Annotated in this window: 18 protein-coding genes; 14 read left to right on the top strand and 4 right to left on the bottom strand. The window is 35.5% G+C overall.

From position 1 onward, the window contains the following. The first annotated feature begins 9 nt into the window (after positions 1 to 9). From KHA96_RS06405 to KHA96_RS06390, 4 genes are all read left to right on the top strand, one after another. Positions 10 to 264 (top strand): aspartyl-phosphate phosphatase Spo0E family protein, encoded by a 255-nt coding sequence (locus KHA96_RS06405; RefSeq protein ID WP_213128413.1) that lies wholly within the window; start codon positions 10 to 12, stop codon positions 262 to 264. 66 nt (positions 265 to 330) lie between these two features. Beyond that, positions 331 to 1107, top strand: a complete 777-nt coding sequence (locus tag KHA96_RS06400) for a sugar phosphate isomerase/epimerase family protein (RefSeq protein WP_213128412.1) — start codon at positions 331 to 333, stop codon at positions 1105 to 1107. A 73-nt stretch (positions 1108 to 1180) separates the two neighbouring features. Then, positions 1181 to 2059, top strand: a complete 879-nt coding sequence (locus tag KHA96_RS06395) for an SMP-30/gluconolactonase/LRE family protein (protein ID WP_213128411.1) — start codon at positions 1181 to 1183, stop codon at positions 2057 to 2059. Positions 2060 to 2135: 76 nt separating this feature from the next. Next, entirely contained in the window at positions 2136 to 2915 is a 780-nt protein-coding gene (locus KHA96_RS06390; protein ID WP_213128712.1) for an SDR family oxidoreductase, read from the top strand. 526 nt (positions 2916 to 3441) lie between these two features. Here the strand turns inward: KHA96_RS06390 and KHA96_RS06385 are convergent. After that, complete coding sequence (locus KHA96_RS06385) at positions 3442 to 5565, bottom strand: ATP-dependent Clp protease ATP-binding subunit (protein ID WP_213128410.1); 2124 nt, start codon at positions 5563 to 5565, stop codon at positions 3442 to 3444. A 218-nt stretch (positions 5566 to 5783) separates the two neighbouring features. On the opposite strand from KHA96_RS06385, the gene KHA96_RS06380 reads away from it, so the two are divergent. After that, positions 5784 to 6833 (top strand): YkvI family membrane protein, encoded by a 1050-nt coding sequence (locus KHA96_RS06380; RefSeq protein WP_213128409.1) that lies wholly within the window; start codon positions 5784 to 5786, stop codon positions 6831 to 6833. Between the two features lie 19 nt (positions 6834 to 6852). Here KHA96_RS06380 and KHA96_RS06375 read toward each other — a convergent pair whose 3' ends face one another. The 3 genes from KHA96_RS06375 to KHA96_RS06365 all read right to left on the bottom strand — a co-directional run bounded on the left by KHA96_RS06375 (position 6853) and on the right by KHA96_RS06365 (position 8501). Then, a complete protein-coding gene (locus KHA96_RS06375; RefSeq protein ID WP_213128408.1) occupies positions 6853 to 7554 on the bottom strand; it encodes a hypothetical protein in 702 nt (233 codons plus the stop codon). A gap of 79 nt (positions 7555 to 7633) precedes the next feature. Further along, a complete protein-coding gene (locus KHA96_RS06370) occupies positions 7634 to 8245 on the bottom strand; it encodes a CPBP family intramembrane glutamic endopeptidase (protein ID WP_213128407.1) in 612 nt (203 codons plus the stop codon). 64 nt (positions 8246 to 8309) lie between these two features. Further along, on the bottom strand, positions 8310 to 8501 hold the full coding sequence (locus KHA96_RS06365) for a YkvS family protein (RefSeq protein WP_213128406.1): 192 nt from the start codon (positions 8499 to 8501) through the stop codon (positions 8310 to 8312). Positions 8502 to 8818: 317 nt separating this feature from the next. On the opposite strand from KHA96_RS06365, the gene KHA96_RS06360 reads away from it, so the two are divergent. The 9 genes from KHA96_RS06360 (at position 8819) to KHA96_RS06320 (ending at position 17548) form a co-directional block, all read left to right on the top strand. Beyond that, positions 8819 to 9760: an AAA family ATPase gene (locus KHA96_RS06360; protein WP_213128405.1), complete on the top strand. Its 942-nt coding sequence runs from the start codon at positions 8819 to 8821 to the stop codon at positions 9758 to 9760. Beyond that, positions 9757 to 10947, top strand: coding sequence for a DUF58 domain-containing protein (locus KHA96_RS06355; RefSeq protein WP_213128404.1), 1191 nt, complete (start codon positions 9757 to 9759; stop codon positions 10945 to 10947). Before KHA96_RS06360 ends, KHA96_RS06355 begins: the two co-directional genes overlap by 4 nt. Beyond that, a complete protein-coding gene (locus KHA96_RS06350; protein WP_213128403.1) occupies positions 10920 to 12182 on the top strand; it encodes a hypothetical protein in 1263 nt (420 codons plus the stop codon). The genes KHA96_RS06355 and KHA96_RS06350 overlap by 28 nt, the downstream gene beginning before the upstream one ends. Before the next feature lie 132 nt (positions 12183 to 12314). Beyond that, positions 12315 to 12581 carry a phosphocarrier protein HPr gene (locus KHA96_RS06345; protein WP_249315288.1) on the top strand — a complete coding sequence of 89 codons (267 nt, stop codon included), beginning with the start codon at positions 12315 to 12317 and terminating at the stop codon, positions 12579 to 12581. Then, positions 12581 to 14296 carry a phosphoenolpyruvate--protein phosphotransferase gene (gene ptsP / locus KHA96_RS06340; RefSeq protein WP_213128402.1) on the top strand — a complete coding sequence of 572 codons (1716 nt, stop codon included), beginning with the start codon at positions 12581 to 12583 and terminating at the stop codon, positions 14294 to 14296. Before KHA96_RS06345 ends, ptsP begins: the two co-directional genes overlap by 1 nt. 291 nt (positions 14297 to 14587) lie before the next feature. After that, entirely contained in the window at positions 14588 to 14977 is a 390-nt protein-coding gene (locus tag KHA96_RS06335) for a VOC family protein (RefSeq protein ID WP_213128401.1), read from the top strand. A 90-nt stretch (positions 14978 to 15067) separates the two neighbouring features. Further along, positions 15068 to 15742: a GntR family transcriptional regulator gene (locus tag KHA96_RS06330; RefSeq protein ID WP_481748209.1), complete on the top strand. Its 675-nt coding sequence runs from the start codon at positions 15068 to 15070 to the stop codon at positions 15740 to 15742. Between the two features lie 22 nt (positions 15743 to 15764). Continuing rightward, complete coding sequence (locus KHA96_RS06325) at positions 15765 to 16610, top strand: SDR family oxidoreductase (RefSeq protein WP_213128709.1); 846 nt, start codon at positions 15765 to 15767, stop codon at positions 16608 to 16610. A 152-nt stretch (positions 16611 to 16762) separates the two neighbouring features. After that, positions 16763 to 17548, top strand: coding sequence for an SDR family oxidoreductase (locus tag KHA96_RS06320; RefSeq protein ID WP_213128400.1), 786 nt, complete (start codon positions 16763 to 16765; stop codon positions 17546 to 17548). Positions 17549 to 17568: the final 20 nt, after the last annotated feature.

Raw genomic sequence — 17568 nt, 5'->3', positions numbered from 1 at the left:
GAACAGAAAATGTATGGTGGAAGTAAAGAAAAAGCTCTATTTTTAATTAGAATTCAGGAAAAACGTGAGAAAATGTGTTTATTTGGAAAACTTTATGGATTAAATTCACCCAAGACCATTCAATGCAGCCAAGAACTTGATACTCTATTGAACGAATATTATCAACTGTTTCAGAATACTAAAAATAAATATTCTGTTCCAACACATCGAATTACTGTTACGAACAGTTATGTAAGACAGTATTCACTTCCTTATGCTAAATAATGAAACGATAAGAAAGGGTTATTGTAATCAGAGGTCGAATAAGTATTTTTAAGGGAAAAATAAAATATGAGAGGAATGTTGCAAATGGGAAATGCAGCCTTACAATTGTATTCAGTAAGGGAAGCAGCTGAAAAAGATTTCCTAGGAACAGTAAGAAAAGTGGCTGATATGGGGTATGATGCCATTCAATTTGCCGGTTATTTTAATACTCCAGCCCACGAATTAAAGACTGTTCTCGATGAGAAAGGCATTACGGTAGCAGGCAGCCATATTATGTTTGATGCTTTTAAAGATGTGCAGTTAATTGAAACGTTTAAATATAATCGGGAAATTGGAAATGACTTGTTAATTGTTCCGGCCATAGCTCCGCAATATCGCGACAGCGAGGATGCATGGAAAAGAACAGCAGAAGAATTTAATAAAATTGGACAAGCATGTAAAGAAGAAGGCTTTACATTTGCGTATCATAACCATAGCTTCGAATTCGAAAAGTTTGGCGATGCAACGGGTTTTGATATATTATTTGGAAATTCTGATCCAGAATTAGTAAAAATTGAACTTGATTGCTACTGGGCAACTTTTGCTGATCTAGATCCGATGGACATTATTAATAAACACGGTGATCGAATTGTATCCCTTCATTTAAAAGATATGACAGTGGAAAATGATGAAAAGAGAAGCATTGAGATTGGTTCAGGAAGTTTGGATATTGAAAGCTTGCTGAATGTCGGCACAAAAAACAATGTAAAATGGTTCATCATAGAACAAGAAAAGTTTGATGGGGATCCAATGGAAAGTTCAAAAATAAATATTGCGAACTTAAAAAAGCTGATGAATAAATAAGCGCAACGAAAACAACTCCGATTATTATTTAGTCGGAGCTTTTTCGTAAAAAAGTGAGAAAGGGTGTAGGGGAATGAGCTATGAAGTTGAATTAATTGTAGATGCAAAAGCTGAACTAGGAGAAGGGCCATCCTGGGATGCGGAATCTAAAGTTTTATATTGGGTTGATATTCTTGGTAAACGAATTCATACATACGAGCCCGCAAGCGGCAAGATCGAAATGATTCAATTGGAAGAGCATATTGGAGCTGTCGTGCCCAAAAAAGGGGGAGGTCTTGCAGCCGTATTACAAAGTGGTTTTTATGAAATCGATTTACCTTCTGGAAAACTGACAGCGATTGTAGACCCTGAGCAGCATTTACCAAATAATCGCTTTAATGACGGGAAATGTGACCCTAAAGGAAGGTTTTGGGCAGGGACAATGCCTTATGATGGCGAAAAGGGGAAAGGGAATTTTTATTGCCTAGACCAAAATGGGCAAGTGAAAAAAGTAGTGGATAATATAACTTGTTCCAATGGAATCGCCTGGAATCCTGATTTTACGACGATGTATTATATTGATACTCCAACGATGCAAGTGACGGCATTCGACTACGATCTTGAAACGGGTGAGATATGTAATAGCCGTGTGGCAGTGCAAATTCCCAAAGGAATAGGTGCCCCAGACGGGATGACATCTGACGTGGAAGGTAATATTTGGGTAGCACATTGGGGAGGTTATCGAGTTACAAAATGGAATCCGTTTACGGGTGAAATGTTGGACTCTATTCCTGTGCCTGCACCACATGTAACTTCATGTGTTTTTGGCGGTGAGAATATGGATGAATTATTTATTACTACCGCGAGAACAGGAATAGATGAAGATATCTTAAATAAGTATCCTCATACAGGTGGTTTATTTAGAGTAAAAACTAATATTCAAGGCGCGGCCACATATAAGTACGGAAATTAACAGGACTAGAATGGTCGAAAATGGGTAAACTGTCCAAAGAAAAAAGAGGAGGGTTTACCTTATGGAAGATCATTTAATGTCCTTAAAAAATAAAGTAGCCATCGTAACAGGTGCCGCATCAGGCATTGGTGCTGCTTCCGCAATTAGACTGGCAAAGTCTGGTGCGTCTGTTGGTCTTCTTGACCTTAAAGAAAAGAAAGCAGAAAAAGTAAAACAAGAAATTGAGCAGTTTGGCGGAAAATCGATTATATTGGATGTTGACTTATCTGATCCTGAGCGGGTTGAAAACGCCATTAATCACGTAGTATCGGAATTTGGACGACTTGATGTAGTGTTTGCGAACGCTGGTATAAATGGAGTAGTCACGCCAATCGAAGATTTTTCGCCAGAAGACTGGGACAAGACAATTTCTACAAATTTAAAAAGTACATTTTTAACTGTAAAGTATTCTATCCCTTATTTGAAAGAGGCTGGCGGCAGTATCATTATTACGAGTTCGATCAATGGAAATCGCAAATTTTCTGGAATAGGTATGTCGGCGTATAGCAGTTCAAAAGCTGGGCAAATGGCCTTTGGAAAAATGGCAGCATTAGAGCTGGCCAAATATAAAATACGAGTGAATATTATTTGCCCAGGAGCAATAGAAACAAATATCGGGGAAAATACACATCCGAATGAAGAAAAACTTAGAAAGGTGCAAATTCCAGTGGAATATCCTGAAGGGAGCCATCCACTTGAAGAAGGACCTGGTCAACCAGAACAAGTAGCCAATCTTATACACTTTTTGGCATCCGACGCTTCCAATCATATATCAGGATCTGAAATTTACATTGACGGAGCGGAAACATTACTGTAGGAAAAAAATAGTCTTTTCAATCGAATGTGAATCAATTCGTCACCTGTTGAGGGACAAAACGCATACAGAAAAAAAGAATTTGACCATCAAAAGAGTCATGATGGACAAAAAACATAAGCATAAGGAATTTGTCTATCGAACACGTCTTGATAGACGAACATCATAAAGAATGAGGAAATTTGTCCTTCAAAAGAGTCATGATGGACAAAAAACATGTAAGCATAAGGAATTTGTCTATCGAACACGTCTTGATGGACGAACCTCATAAAGAATGAGGAAATTTGTCCATCAAAAGAGTTATGATGGACAAAAAACATGCAAGCATAAGGAATTTGTCTATCGAACACGTCTTGATGGACAAACCTCATAAAGAATGAGGAAATTTGTCCCAATCGACCTTCAATTGACAAAAGAAAAGGATATCAGTAAAAGATCCGTCCCGAACCATGGTAGATAAGACCTTAAATGAATATATACGAAAAAGTAGTCCCGATTAATATTGAATCGGGACTACTTACTGTTATTTCTAATGTGAAATGGAGACTAATCTAATATTGTTATCTATTAACACCGCTTGTAAATTCTTTTCCTCTGGATGATCAAGTATGAAGTCTGCAATTTTATCTTCCAACTGTTCTTGGATGACTCTGCGAAGGGCACGGGCACCAAAATTAGGATGATAGCCTAGTTCTACTAACTTGTCTTTAACTTCATCAGTAACTTCGAGTTTAATTTCTTGTCCATTTACATTTTGGTCAAGCTCATTTAGTAGAAGCTGAACTATAGATAGTAAATGACTTTTTTCTAGTGTATTAAATTCTATAATATTGTCGAAGCGATTCAGAAACTCAGGTTTAAAGAAAGAACCGAGTGAATCAAGAATATTTGTTTCTTTCACAATATCACTTTGATTGAAACCTACATGGATTTGCTTTGCACCGCTAGTACCAGCATTACTTGTCATAATGATAACTGTATCTTTAAAGCTTACCGTTCTTCCTTGACTGTCAGTAAGTCGTCCATCTTCAAGAATTTGCAGGAACATATGCTGAACATCAGGATGTGCTTTTTCGATCTCATCTAAAAGAATAATACTATAAGGATTTCTGCGTACTCTTTCTGTTAATTGTCCAGCTTCTTCGTGTCCAACATACCCAGGAGGGGAGCCAATTAATTTGGAAACACTATGTTTTTCCATATATTCACTCATATCAAGGCGAATTAACGCTTCCTTTGTACCAAATAATTCTTCGGCAAGGCTTTTCGTTAATTCTGTCTTACCGACTCCAGTAGGACCGACAAATAGGAAGGATCCGATCGGACGATTTTTTGCTTTAATCCCTGCTCTGCTGCGACGTATGGCTTTCGCCACTTTCGTTACAGCCTCTTTCTGACCAATAACTTTTTTAGCTAGGTTTTCCTCAAGATGTTTCATTTTTTGCTGTTCTTCGTCTTGAAGCTTTCCGACAGGAATTCCTGTTTTAAATTCTATAATTTCTTGTATATGGCTAACCTCAACGATAGGCTTGTCATTATTTGAATGATCACTTAATAACTGTTCAAGACTTACCTCTTCGTCACGAAGCTTAGCAGCAAGTTCATAGTTTTCTTCCGATAGGGCTTTTTGTTTTTCTTGTTCAATTTCTGCAATACGTTGCTGAACATTTTCATGTTTCGGTGATTTCATTGTCAAGTTTAACTTCGATCCTGCTTCATCCATTAAATCAATCGCTTTATCCGGAAGATATCGATCTTGGATATATCTGCTCGAAAGTTCAACACATGCTTTAATGGCGGCATCACTGTACTTGACTTGATGAAAGTTTTCATACTTTTCTTTCAGGCCTTGTATGATTTTAACCGCTTTTTCACTCGAAGGTTCTCCAACTTGAACAGGTTGAAAACGTCTTTCGAGGGCAGCGTCTTTTTCAATTTGTCTATACTCCTTTAGAGTAGTCGCCCCAATGACTTGGAGCTCACCTCTTGCAAGGGCTGGTTTTAAGATATTGCCGGCATCCATTGATCCTTCTGCTGAACCAGCACCAACAATGAGATGTATTTCATCGATAAATAATATTGTATTTTTGCGTTCTTGCAACTCTGTAATAAGCTGCTTCATTCTTTCCTCGAATTGTCCCCGAATCCCAGTATTGGCAACAAGTGAAGCGACATCGAGCAAGTAGACCTCTTTATTCTTTAATTTTGCAGGAACATCTTTTTCAATAATTTTTAAGGCAAGTCCTTCAGCAATGGCTGTTTTACCAACACCAGGCTCACCAATTAATACTGGATTATTTTTATTCCTGCGATTTAAAATTTCGATGATCCTGTCGATTTCTTTTTCTCGCCCAATGACAGGATCGATGAGTCCTGCTTTTGCAGCATCATTAAGATTTCGGCCAAATTGATCAAGAAATCCATTGTTTTTATTCGGTATTTTAGTTTTTACTTTATTATTGATTTGACTCTCAGGCATAGAAAAACCTTTGAATAAATCTTCAAATCCACTTGGGCCTTGCATTGAAGCATTTAGTTTATCTTTTTCCATTGCGTAGCATTTAGAACATAAAGGCAACGATTGTTTATGACCATTAATATTTAAGTGGAGTTGAATGTTAGCATGGTTTGTTTGACATTTACTACATAACATGAATATCAATCCTCCAATTTGATTTTGACTAACTTTGACCAAAAGATTAAAAAATAAAAGGGGAAATAGGAGAAATTAATTGACCTATTTTGACCTTCTATTGACATTATACACTGACCTATTTTGACTTTCAAGCTTTATTATCATTTTTTTGGATTTTTTTTCGTTCCAGCACATATGGTTTAAAAGGATGAAAAAAGAAGAAGAGGAGCGATGTCTTGAAAAAGTGGACAGGCGCTTTACAAGTGGCTGCAGTATACGTTGGTACTGTTATTGGTGCAGGGTTTGCTACCGGGAGAGAAATCGTTGAATTTTTTACTCAGTATGAATTTTGGGGGTTAGTCTCTATACTTTTAGCTGGATTTTTATTTATTTTTCTAGGAACAAAAATAATGATAAAAGCAATTGATATTCAAGCTACATCTTTTGAAGAATTTAATGAATATTTATTTGGTAAGATATTCTCTAAAATTATGAATGTATTTACTATGGTTATGTTGATAGGGGTATGTGCGGTCATGCTTTCAGGGGCAGAAGCTTTATTTAAAGAACAGCTTGGTTTTTCTCATACGATAGGATCTGTCATCACAATAGCATTAGCATTATTGGTCATGGCAGTTGGCGTAAAAGGATTATTTGCAGTTAATACATTTGTTGTTCCAATGTTAATCTTTTTTAATTTGATCTTATTATTAAGATCTTTTGAAAGTGAAAATTTATTTATTTCTATACTAACTATTCCGGAAGTTTCCATTAGTATAAAAGCGATTATAGCTGCTTTTTCATATGCAGCCTTTAATTTAGCACTTGCTCAAGCTGTCCTAGTGCCAATTGCAGTGGAAATTAACGAGAAATCAATTGTAAAGCTTGGAGGCTTCATTGGAGGGTTAATTTTAACGATGATATTGATCTCGAGTCATATCATTTTAAAGTCAATTCCAAATCCAATTTTATTTGATATACCAATGGCTGTCATTGTAAAAGGGGCGGCAAGCGGCATTTACTTCATTTATTTACTTATTATTTATGGGGAAATTTTCACTTCATTAATTGGAAATATGTATGGATTGGAACGTCAAATTCGTCGCTACGCAGCTATTCAAAGTTTTTGGATTCATGGATGCGTCATTTTTTGTGTTTATATTATAAGCAGGGTAGAGTACGGTAAGCTGCTTGGCATGTTGTATCCTACTTTTGGTTATATTAGTTTGCTTTTTTTGTTAATCCTTTGGATGAAACCTGAATCTTCTAATGAAAAAGACGGCTAAACGAATAGCCGTCTTGATCTTATTTCTTTTCAATTGTTTCCGCCATTTTTAAAAATGGATCAATATAATTATCTTCAATTTTAGTAAAGATTGATAATTTCAAAATAAAGTCACCCTTATTAATTATATAAGCTGTTACACGTTCTTCATTATTTTCAGCTTGAAAAATATGCGCATTTTCTAGCCACTTTTGTGAATCTTCCGCTTTCAGCTGCTTAACATTTGAATTTACAGCCGTCAATTGATCTTTAATCGTTTGAACAGCTTCATCTATATTCGATTCATTTGGAAGTAATTCAATTCTCATAAAATGACGATCATTTTCTTTTAAATAAAGAACATCTTTATTTGGTTCTTCACCAGTTAGTTCAAATTCTGGTAGTACGTAAAGGGAATAATCTTGATTATCGCTTGAGCGTAAGAAAGCTGTATCTTCCTTAGTTTTTTCATTTATTGAGTATGTCAAATTCATTTCAAACAATCGGATTTTTTGTGAAGTGTCTTCTTCTTCAACACTATCATCGGATTCCGCTTCAGGTTCCTCTTTCTCTATTTCGTCAGCTGCTTTCTCTTCTTTTTTAGGGGCGTCATTCTTTTCTTGGTTTCCGCCAGCCCCGCTTCCATTCGTTAAATTTGCTTCTTCACGACCTGTTGTTCCACATGCGACTAGCAGCAGCATTGCTAAAAAACAGGCTGAAAGTATTTTTATCGTTTTTATCATCTTATTTCCTCCTTATATAACCCTTCTGTTTGGTTAGACGATGTTGAAAGGAAAATGTTACAATGTATATTTTTCTATATTAAGATAGCGGAAAGATGATCAATAAAAGTAGATCAAAGACTAAATGAGATACAATTAATAGAGGCATGCTTCGTTTCCAAGCATACAATATTCCCCATACAAGCCCACTTATAAACGCAGCAATAATTAAAATAAAATACCCAGATAAAGAAAAAGCAATGGCGTTAAATAGTGCTGAAGCCAATATAGCATTTCCGATCCTCATTTTTCTCATCAGTCTTTTTAATATAAATCCTCTCCAAAATATTTCTTCACCAGGGATAATAATAAAAAACAATACAAAATAATGCCATATCCATTCAAGTGAGAAACGGGTGTATAATTTTGATACTTGTATGCTAAAGGTTTTCGGGAAATAAGAAATAATCCAATCACCTGCTGCAAAAAGTAAAAAGAGAGCAATTCCTGAAAGGACACCAATAGAAATATATTGCTTTGTTGAGGCTTCATCGTCCAGTTTTTCATTAATGATGGCAAAGCTTATAAGAAACAACATTGTCGCAGTATATAAATACCAAAATACTTGTTTGCTTTCAAATGTTAAATAGATGAATACAAATGCTAAAATAAATCCGCTCACTAACTTCCAGTCTAAAAAATATTTCTTCATCATGTCTTCCTTTCCTATCTAAATCCAATTTTCAAAAAACAAAATGCAAGCGGCATCGCTTGCATTAAACGTTTACAGATTCGTGAATTATTTTGTAATTTTTATGATTGACAACCGTTTTTTCTTCTAAATCGAAATCGCGGTAATTTTCCATATACGTTAAATCTACAATGACAGAATTCTCATTTATTTTTTCGACAATACCTTGAAGACCGTCTTTAAATTCAATAATATTACCAACTTCTGCGATTTTCAATATTGATCTCTCCCTTGTTTTTCATCTATCTCTAGTATTATTTCAAGGTGTAATTTTCTTTTGCTGCGTTTAGCTCCAGCGCCATCCACTTTCCTTCTCTTTTCTTGACCACTGTGTTTCCTTAACAGCCACAACCTAAAAAATGTACTTCGCTAATCGGGCGCCTTACGCTTTTGCTACTATATTGCACTATTCTTAATAAAAGTGCAAGATGAAATACAAATTGTTTACTAAAAAATGTATGATATAGAAGATACTAAAAATGGACAAATTTTGCAATTAAGTTGTGATGTAGTTGTCGTGTAGGAGGAAGGAATATGCTTAAAAAGTTAAACATACTAAAAGATGAAATTTCCAAAGTACTTATCGGGAGAGATACAGAAATGGATTTCTTGATTATTTCCCTGCTTCAAGGGGGGCATGTATTATTAGAAAGTGTCCCTGGTACAGGAAAAACTTTATTAGGAAAGACATTTGCAAAAAGTATAAATGGCGAGTTTAAAAGAGTTCAATTTACTCCAGATGTACTGCCAAGTGATGTGAGTGGAATACAATATTTCAATCCTAAGACGAAGGATTTTGAACTAAGACCAGGCCCTGTCATGACGAATATATTATTGGCAGATGAAATTAACCGGGCTACACCAAGGACGCAATCGAGCTTATTGGAAGTAATGGAGGAAAAACAGGTTACCATTGATGGTGAAACACTAATATTACCTGATCCGTTTATGGTGATTGCGACTCAAAATCCAGTTGAAACACAGCAAGGAACATTTCCTCTGCCTGCAGCGCAATTAGATCGGTTTTTTATAAAGCTACAAATACAATATCCTAGTTTTGAAGAAGAATTGAATATGATTAGAAGGTTTCGAGAAACTAATCCTTTTACTGACATTAAAGCGGTTATATCCTCTGCAGATATTTCAACTATGCGTGTAGCTGTTAAAATGGTCAAAGTTGATGAGGATATTGAAAAATACATAATAGCGATTATTCGTCAAACAAGAGAACATGCAGATATTGAACTAGGTGCAAGTCCTAGAGCTGCATTGGCATTAATTAGAGCCAGTCAAGGAGCAGCCTTTCTTAAGGAAAGGGATTATGTAATTCCTGATGATGTTTTATTAGTTGCTGAAGCTGTTCTAGCTCACAGGCTTCATTTAACCATCGAAGCTTCGCTTACAAAAACGGTAGAAGAGATTTTCACCGAAATTATACAGAGTGTAGCAGTACCTGTAGAGGCAGAAACAAAATGAAACAATGGTTCCGTTTACCTAATTCCGCTAATAGATCTTTATACTACACCACTCGTATTTTATTTCTTTTTGTCATCATCGCTTTTATTGTAAATCAATTGCTTACGATGTTTATTTTTGTTTCTTGCCTAGTTATCTTACTCTTACACTCATATTATTTAAAGGTTGCAGGAAATCAATTACATGTTGTGAGTATAAAGGAAAAAAACTTTCTTATTATTGATGATGAAGATAGGTGGAAAATAATCTTAATAAACAAAGGGATGCCGATCTTTAGAGCTTCTTTAAAAATAACTTTTGAAGCATCAGTTATTCCATCAGGTATTCCATATAAAATAAATAACGGGCTTGTAGAAGCAACGGTCCCTATTTCTATATGGAAGGACCAAGAAAAGGAGATTTTTATTCCTGTTACGGCGCATAAAAGAGGGAAATCGCAAATAAGAGAATTGATAGTTAGAATTCCTCATTTATTTGGGAGTGGGCATATTGACCTAATGTACCAAAATCAAATGCATACTCACATTTTTGTTTATCCCGAAAGGATTTCCGTTTACATCCCCGATCTAGATTTCAAGAACAAACAAGGGTTACAAGATGTCAAAACATCATTATTCAATGATACGATGAATCCAATCGGAATAAGAAATTATATTGCGGGAGATCCGTTCCAACATATCCATTGGAAAGCAAGCGCAAAAATGCAAAGCTTACAATCAAAAGAATTTTCGAGGGTTGCTTCACGAGGGTGGATGATTATCATGAATATTTCCGAACACTACTCCGTAAATGCCAGACTAGAAGAGATGATTGCTCAAACAGCATTTATGATTGATTACGCTCTTAAAAAAGAAATCCCTTTTTCATTAGCTGTAAATATAAGGACCTCTGGAAAAACTCCTTATTATTATTTGAATGAGGGCCAAGGCCAAAAACACAGACAAGCAGCTCTTGAGTTGCTTACTATACTAAGTTTCTCATCTCTTTCGTTTCCTACCGTACAAATGTTAAGTCATTTAAAAAACGAAGACTTACCAACTGTCATTATTTATTCAGGCTCGAAAAATATGGGTATACAACATCAACTTATGAATTTATCCATAACAGGAAGATCGATTTATGAAGTGGAGAATATTCATGGCAAGGGAGTCTTAAGGCAATGGAAGCAAAAGAAAATGGCGCTATGATGACTGAGAGATATTTCAAGTGGGAGAACATAAGAAGTTTCTTAATGAAATCAATATTAGTAAGCTTAATTATTTCGCCAATCCATTTAAGTGGATTAACTTTTAATACCATTGCTTGGCCATTCATCCTGTTAGTGAGCTTAGGGTGTTTATTTGTGTTTGTTTTTCATTGTATTAATGGAAAAGGATATGTTTTTAATTATGTAATATTTGCTTTACCACCGATCTTTCTAGTAAGCTTTATATTTCGTGTCCCTTTGTTGGTTGTTCTTTTTGCTGCGTTATTTCTTTTCTTTATTTTAAAAAAGGAACTAGAGAATAATATACATGACGAGATCGTCGATGGTGAAGGGGTATTAATATTTACAGTATTATCAGCACTGATGATTTGGATAGTTGCTGCAATATTCTCTTTACCATTTTTGTATTGGGTGCTTTTGCTCGTCTTACTTCAGTTTCTAATTTTTTCAACAGGGACTTTTATTGGCAGATATTTTGAAATTGGACATGAAAAAGGTAAGAAGTTAATTTTCATTACTTTTTTTGTCGGAACGAGTGGAATGTTGATTGGCGCTTTTTTCATTGTGTATGTATTTTCCCATTATGTTCGTCAACTACTTGATCAGATTTTATCCATATTTGCAAAACTATTGATGTTTATTAGTGAACCTATTATCGGATTATTTACAAAATCAATCTTGAATCAGGAAGTAGAACATAAGAATATTTCTCCTGGAGAGACGCATGGTAAATTGGATGCAGATATTGTATTAAAACTTGAATCGACAAAAGCCTTTAATAATATTGCCATAGCGATCATTTTAATTATTTTAAGCATAGTGGCAATATATGCTTTTAAAAAGCTTAAAAATCGACGCCCGCAGCTTGTTGATTCTCATATACCAACAAATCCTTTTTATACAAATGCTGCACCACTTAAAAATGTAACAACCATACGTCCACTGTACAGCGAAATAGATAATGACATTCGCAGGGAAATAAAATCCCTTGAGAAATTTGCAGCAAAAAAGAATCTAGGGAGATATCCATATGAATCTTTTAGGGAGTGGTTTGACAGAATAGGTATACAAGTATCCAACAACTCCATTAATATTTATGAAGGGGTTCGATATGGGAGTTTACATGCAACAAATGACGAGATCAAAAATTTTATGGCAGAAATAAATAATGTAAAAGAAAATTTGCAAAATATTTACAAAAATTGGAAGGAATAAAGTCGAAAAAGAAGGGTATATATTTTTTTACCTTGATTTTGTTGCTCAACCATTGACGAAACGCCAAAAATTGGCTACTTTTGTATTAGTAAGCTCAATAAATTTTGCTTTGAGAAAAGGAGACGATTAGAAATGATTGAAAAACAATTTACTGTAACATCCGACACAGGTATCCACGCAAGGCCAGCAACAATGCTAGTACAAACTGCAAGCAGATTTGCTTCAGATATTCAACTAGAATATAAAGATAAAAAAGTAAATTTAAAATCAATTATGGGTGTCATGTCACTTGGAATTGGAAAAGGTGTAAACATTACAATCAGTGCAGATGGCAGTGATGAAGAAGAAGCAATGGCTGGCATTCAAGAATTATTCCAAAAAGAAGGACTTGCGGAGTAATGTCCACAATTTTAAAAGGGATAGCCGCATCTAGTGGAATTGCCATCGGAAAAGCATATCGGCTTGTAGAGCCGGATCTTTCATTTAGTAAAACTGCTATCTCAAATGTCGAGGATGAAATCAACAGACTTCACTCGGCAATAAATACTGCCAAAGCGGACCTTGAAGTAATTCGGGAGAAAGCTTTGGCGGATCTTGGAGAAGATAAAGCAGCAATATTCGATGCTCATCTTCTTGTACTAAGCGACCCAGAATTAATGTCATCCATAGAAGATAAAATAAAGATGGAAATGACAAATTCAGAAAGCGCTTTAAAAGAAACGACTGATATGTTCGTATCCATATTTGAGCAAATGGAAAATGAATATATGAAAGAAAGAGCAGCAGATATAAAAGACGTCTCAAAACGTGTTCTAGCACATTTGCTAGGGGTGAAAATACCGAACCCTGGTTTAATCGCGGAGGAAGTTGTCATCATTGCGGAAGATTTAACGCCATCTGATACTGCCCAGTTGAATAAAGAGTTTGTCAAGGGTTTTACGACTGATATAGGCGGGCGCACATCCCATTCGGCTATTATGGCTCGTTCTATGGAAATTCCTGCTGTAGTAGGAACAAAAAGCGCATCGAAAAGCATCGAAAATGGTGATGTTGTAATCGTTGATGGTCTCCACGGTGAAGTACATATTAATCCGACACCTGAAATCATTAATAAATATGAAGAAGAATTAAGAAATTTTGAATTGCAAAAAGCCGAATGGGCACTTCTAAAGGATGAATCTACATTAACCCGAGATGGCAAGCATGTTGAAATAGCGGCGAATATTGGATCTCCGCAAGATGTTGATAATGTTCTTGCTAATGGCGGTGAAGGTGTAGGACTTTACCGCACTGAATTTCTTTATATGGAAAGAAATCAGCTGCCAACAGAAGATGAACAATTTGAAGCTTATAAAACGGTGCTTGAAAAAATGGATGGGAAGCCTGTCGTTGTCCGCACACTAGATATTGGTGGAGATAAACAGCTGCCATACTTAAATTTACCAGAAGAAATGAATCCATTTCTAGGATTTAGAGCGATACGCTTATGTCTTGAGGAACAAGAGATCTTTCGCACCCAGCTGCGTGCTTTATTAAGGGCAAGTGCATATGGAAATTTAAAAATCATGTTTCCGATGATAGCAACACTGGATGAATTTAGGTCTGCCAAAACATTGTTAATGGAAGAAAAGGAAGCACTTTTAAGCAGTGGCGTTTTAGTTGCGGATAAGATTGAACTTGGAATCATGGTTGAAATTCCATCTACTGCAGTTTTAGCGGATCAATTTGCGAAGGAAGTTGATTTTTTTAGTATAGGCACAAATGACTTAATTCAATATACAATGGCTGCTGATCGAATGAATGAACGCGTTTCATATTTATATCAACCATATAATCCTGCTATTTTACGTTTAGTCAAAATGGTTATAGATGCAGCACATAATGAAGGCAAATGGGCTGGTATGTGCGGAGAAATGGCTGGAGATGAAATCGCGATTCCGATTCTTTTAGGCCTTGGGTTGGACGAATTCTCAATGAGTGCATCATCGATTTTGAAAGCAAGAAGTATTATGAAAAAACTTGATCGAAATGAAATGCAGCAATTAGCTGAAGATGCACTATCACTACAAACGTCTCATGAAGTAATGGATTTAGTAAAAAATAATGTAATATAAATGTAATACTTTTTATGTGTATATTTTTAAAAAGGGTGGTATAGAATAATAATCATGATTGATATGACGATCTCCTAGTCATTTCATTCTCATTTTTCCCCCTTTTTTGCCGGACATATTGTCTGGCTTTTTTTATTTTAGTTATTTCATTAAGCGTTTGGAATTTATTTAGAATAATTTCCAAAATTAACAATTATTAATTCTATAATATGTGATAATATTCAGTAAAGGGAAAAGTGCTAGCCCATATTTAAATAATGACTTCAAATATTAGGAGGGGCAGTTAGAAAAATGGTGACGTTTGATATTATTGGATTGCATCATATAAGTTTATCCGTAACAAATCTAGAAGAATGTAAACATTTTTATGGCATTATTCTTGGTTTAAAGGAAATAGAGAGACCAAATTTTAATTTCAACGGTGCTTGGTATGAAATAGGAGACCAACAACTTCATTTAATCGTTCATCCAGAATCAAATACATTGAGAAAAAAAGAAAATGTTGATACGAAGGATGGACATTTAGCCATTAGAGTTAAAGATTACGAGGCAGCTGTTAGGCATTTAAAGAAGCATGATGTTCCTTTACTGGAAAACCTCGGCAGTAAAAGTGGATTCGTTCAAGTCTTTTGTTTAGATCCAAGTAATAATCTTATTGAGTTAAATATTGAAAGTAACTAAAGTCGTAAATCTTTCGACTTGCTTTTTTAAAGATTATTGTATACTAGTATTGTAAATATAGTGTTTGAGTTGTGATTGGAGGATATTAAGGTGATTAATAAAGAAACACACCGTGGTTCAACGAGGGATTATTCGTATAAAAAGCTAAAGATGAAAATTCTTAATTTAGAACTTGAACCGGGAACAAAAATTTCCGAAAAAGAAATTGCGGATGAATTTCATGTAAGCAGAACGCCAGTTCGAGAAGCTTTTATGAAACTAGCCCAGGAAGAGTTATTGGATATCATCCCTCAAAGCGGAACTATCGTTTCACGGATCAATCTAGATTATGTTGAAGAAGGAAGATTCATTAGAGAAAAAATTGAAAAGGAAATGGTTGTTTTGGCCTGTAAGAATTTTCCGGAAGATGATCTTTTTCGCCTTGAAACAAATCTCGCGTTGCAAGAGCTTTGTATCGGCAAAAATAACTTTTATCAGTTGTATGAGTTGGATGAAGAATTTCACCGAATATTATTTAATGGGGTAGGTAAAGCCCGGACATGGAAGATGTTGCAACTATTGAACAGTCATTTTAATAGACTAAGACTATTAAGATTGTCCAAAGTTTCAAACTGGGATAGCATCATTTCACAGCATAAATCCATTTATCAGTTTATCGTTGACAAAAATGCAGAAGAAGCGAGCCAAATGATGGAACGGCACCTGCAAATGGCAGTCGTTGAGAAGGAAATAATGATGAAGAAATATCCGCATTATTTTATATAGGGGTAGAGAAAGGGTGGAAAGAATGCTTCCAATACATGATCGTTTACGAGGGAAAATTGCAGTCGTAACAGGAGGTGGCGGAGTTCTCGGCAGTTATATGGCAAAGGAACTTGCCAGACAAGGGATGAAGGTGGCAATTTTAAATCGAACGCAGGAAAAAGGTCAAATAGTTGTCGATGAAATTATGAGCCAAGGTGGTCAAGCGGTTGCGATTCAATGCGATGTAGTAAACTTGGAAAGTGTTAGAAAGGCGGAACAAGAAGTCTATCAAGCTCTTGGTACATGCGATATTTTAATTAATGCTGCAGGCGGTAATCATCCAGAAGGTATAACGACAAATGAAATATTTAATATAAGCGATTTAGAAGATAAGGAAGTTAAGACTTTTTTTGATTTAACTTTAAACGGTTTTGAATATGTTTTCAATTTAAACATTATTGGTACATTGCTTCCGACACAAGTGTTTTCTAAAAGAATAGTTGAAAACAGCGGAAATATAATTAATATATCATCTATGAGTGCATACAGTCCGATGACGAAAGTGCCGGCATACAGTGCAGCAAAGGCAGGCATTGAGAATATTACGAAATGGCTTGCCGTACATATGGCTGAGACGGGTATCCGTGTTAATGCTATTGCTCCAGGATTTTTTCTGACGACCCAGAATCAAGCATTATTAAAAAATCCAAATGGGACAAACACAGACCGTACAGAAAAAATATTAGCTCATACACCAATGCGGCGATTAGGAAAGCCGGAAGATCTGCTTGGGACTTTGCTATGGTTAGTTGATGATGAGGCAAGCGGATTTGTGACTGGTATAAGCGTACCTGTTGATGGTGGATTTATGGCGTACTCTGGCGTGTAACAATGGAAATAGAAAAGAAAATGACCTGAAATCGTTAAAAAGAAATAAGGGCTATTCTAAACTATAGGTTTGGGATAGCCTTATTTTAGTAAAATAATAAAATGATAATGGTATAATAAGTATAAATTTATGAGCGATTGGGGGATATTTAAATGGAACTTGGGCTAAAAGGAAAAAATGCATTGATCGTCGCTTCCAGTCAAGGATTGGGAAGAGCCATTGCCGAGCAGTTTGTAAAGGAAGGCTCAAATGTAATGATTGCGAGTAGAAATGAAGAGCAATTAGAATCTGTACACACAGAATTGGAAAGCTTGAATAGTGGAAATGTAAGCTGGATTAGATGTGATATAACGAATCCGCTGGAAATTAGCGAAATGGTAAAAAAAACGGCTGAGGTTTTTGGCAGTATTGATATTTTGGTCAATAATGCTGGAGGTCCTCCGGCAGGTGGGTTTGAAGACATGGATGATGAGGCATGGCAAAAATCCTTCGAATTGAATCTACTATCTTATATAAGAATTATAAGAGAAGCCCTCCCTTATTTAAAAAACAAGGGTGGAAAGATTATTAATATAGCATCTTCTTCCATCCGTGAACCGATTCCGGGGTTAATTCTGTCTAACACTTTTAGAATGGGCATCGCTGGATTATCTAAAACGTTGGCAGATGAATTTGCTCCATTTAATATATTAGTGAACACAGTAGCACCGGGAAGAATTTACACGGATAGAATTAAACAGTTGGATCAGTCTAACGCCAAGAAGAAAGGTGTTTCAGTTGAAGATGTTGCTAAAAAAGCCCAAGAAAGCATTCCTCTAGGAAGAGATGGAAAGCCGGATGAATTTGCTAAGGTGGTTGTGTTTTTAGCATCAGAAGGAAATACATATATGACAGGAAGCAGCTTTTTTGTAGATGGTGGTAAGTTAAGGTCAATTTAATCTTTTTGTTGAAGGAGTGG

The organism is Bacillus sp. FJAT-49711 (assembly GCF_018343715.1).
GTDB lineage: Bacteria > Bacillota > Bacilli > Bacillales > Bacillaceae_C > Lederbergia.
This window is presented reverse-complemented; position numbering and strand designations above follow the sequence as displayed.

Bases quoted from the DNA above. Each gene is read 5' to 3' on its own strand.
- KHA96_RS06360 (WP_213128405.1), top strand. From the start codon at position 8,819: ATGCTTAAAAAGTTAAACATACTAAAAGATGAAATTTCCAAAGTACTT.
- KHA96_RS06385 (WP_213128410.1), bottom strand. From the start codon at position 5,565: ATGTTATGTAGTAAATGTCAAACAAACCATGCTAACATTCAACTCCAC.
- KHA96_RS06355 (WP_213128404.1), top strand. From the start codon at position 9,757: ATGAAACAATGGTTCCGTTTACCTAATTCCGCTAATAGATCTTTATAC.
- KHA96_RS06405 (WP_213128413.1), top strand. From the start codon at position 10: ATGTATGGTGGAAGTAAAGAAAAAGCTCTATTTTTAATTAGAATTCAG.
- ptsP (WP_213128402.1), top strand. From the start codon at position 12,581: ATGTCCACAATTTTAAAAGGGATAGCCGCATCTAGTGGAATTGCCATC.
- KHA96_RS06320 (WP_213128400.1), top strand. From the start codon at position 16,763: ATGGAACTTGGGCTAAAAGGAAAAAATGCATTGATCGTCGCTTCCAGT.
- KHA96_RS06335 (WP_213128401.1), top strand. From the start codon at position 14,588: ATGGTGACGTTTGATATTATTGGATTGCATCATATAAGTTTATCCGTA.
- KHA96_RS06370 (WP_213128407.1), bottom strand. From the start codon at position 8,245: ATGAAGAAATATTTTTTAGACTGGAAGTTAGTGAGCGGATTTATTTTA.
- KHA96_RS06375 (WP_213128408.1), bottom strand. From the start codon at position 7,554: ATGATAAAAACGATAAAAATACTTTCAGCCTGTTTTTTAGCAATGCTG.
- KHA96_RS06350 (WP_213128403.1), top strand. From the start codon at position 10,920: ATGGAAGCAAAAGAAAATGGCGCTATGATGACTGAGAGATATTTCAAG.
- KHA96_RS06395 (WP_213128411.1), top strand. From the start codon at position 1,181: ATGAGCTATGAAGTTGAATTAATTGTAGATGCAAAAGCTGAACTAGGA.
- KHA96_RS06390 (WP_213128712.1), top strand. From the start codon at position 2,136: ATGTCCTTAAAAAATAAAGTAGCCATCGTAACAGGTGCCGCATCAGGC.
- KHA96_RS06400 (WP_213128412.1), top strand. From the start codon at position 331: ATGAGAGGAATGTTGCAAATGGGAAATGCAGCCTTACAATTGTATTCA.
- KHA96_RS06325 (WP_213128709.1), top strand. From the start codon at position 15,765: ATGCTTCCAATACATGATCGTTTACGAGGGAAAATTGCAGTCGTAACA.
- KHA96_RS06345 (WP_249315288.1), top strand. From the start codon at position 12,315: ATGATTGAAAAACAATTTACTGTAACATCCGACACAGGTATCCACGCA.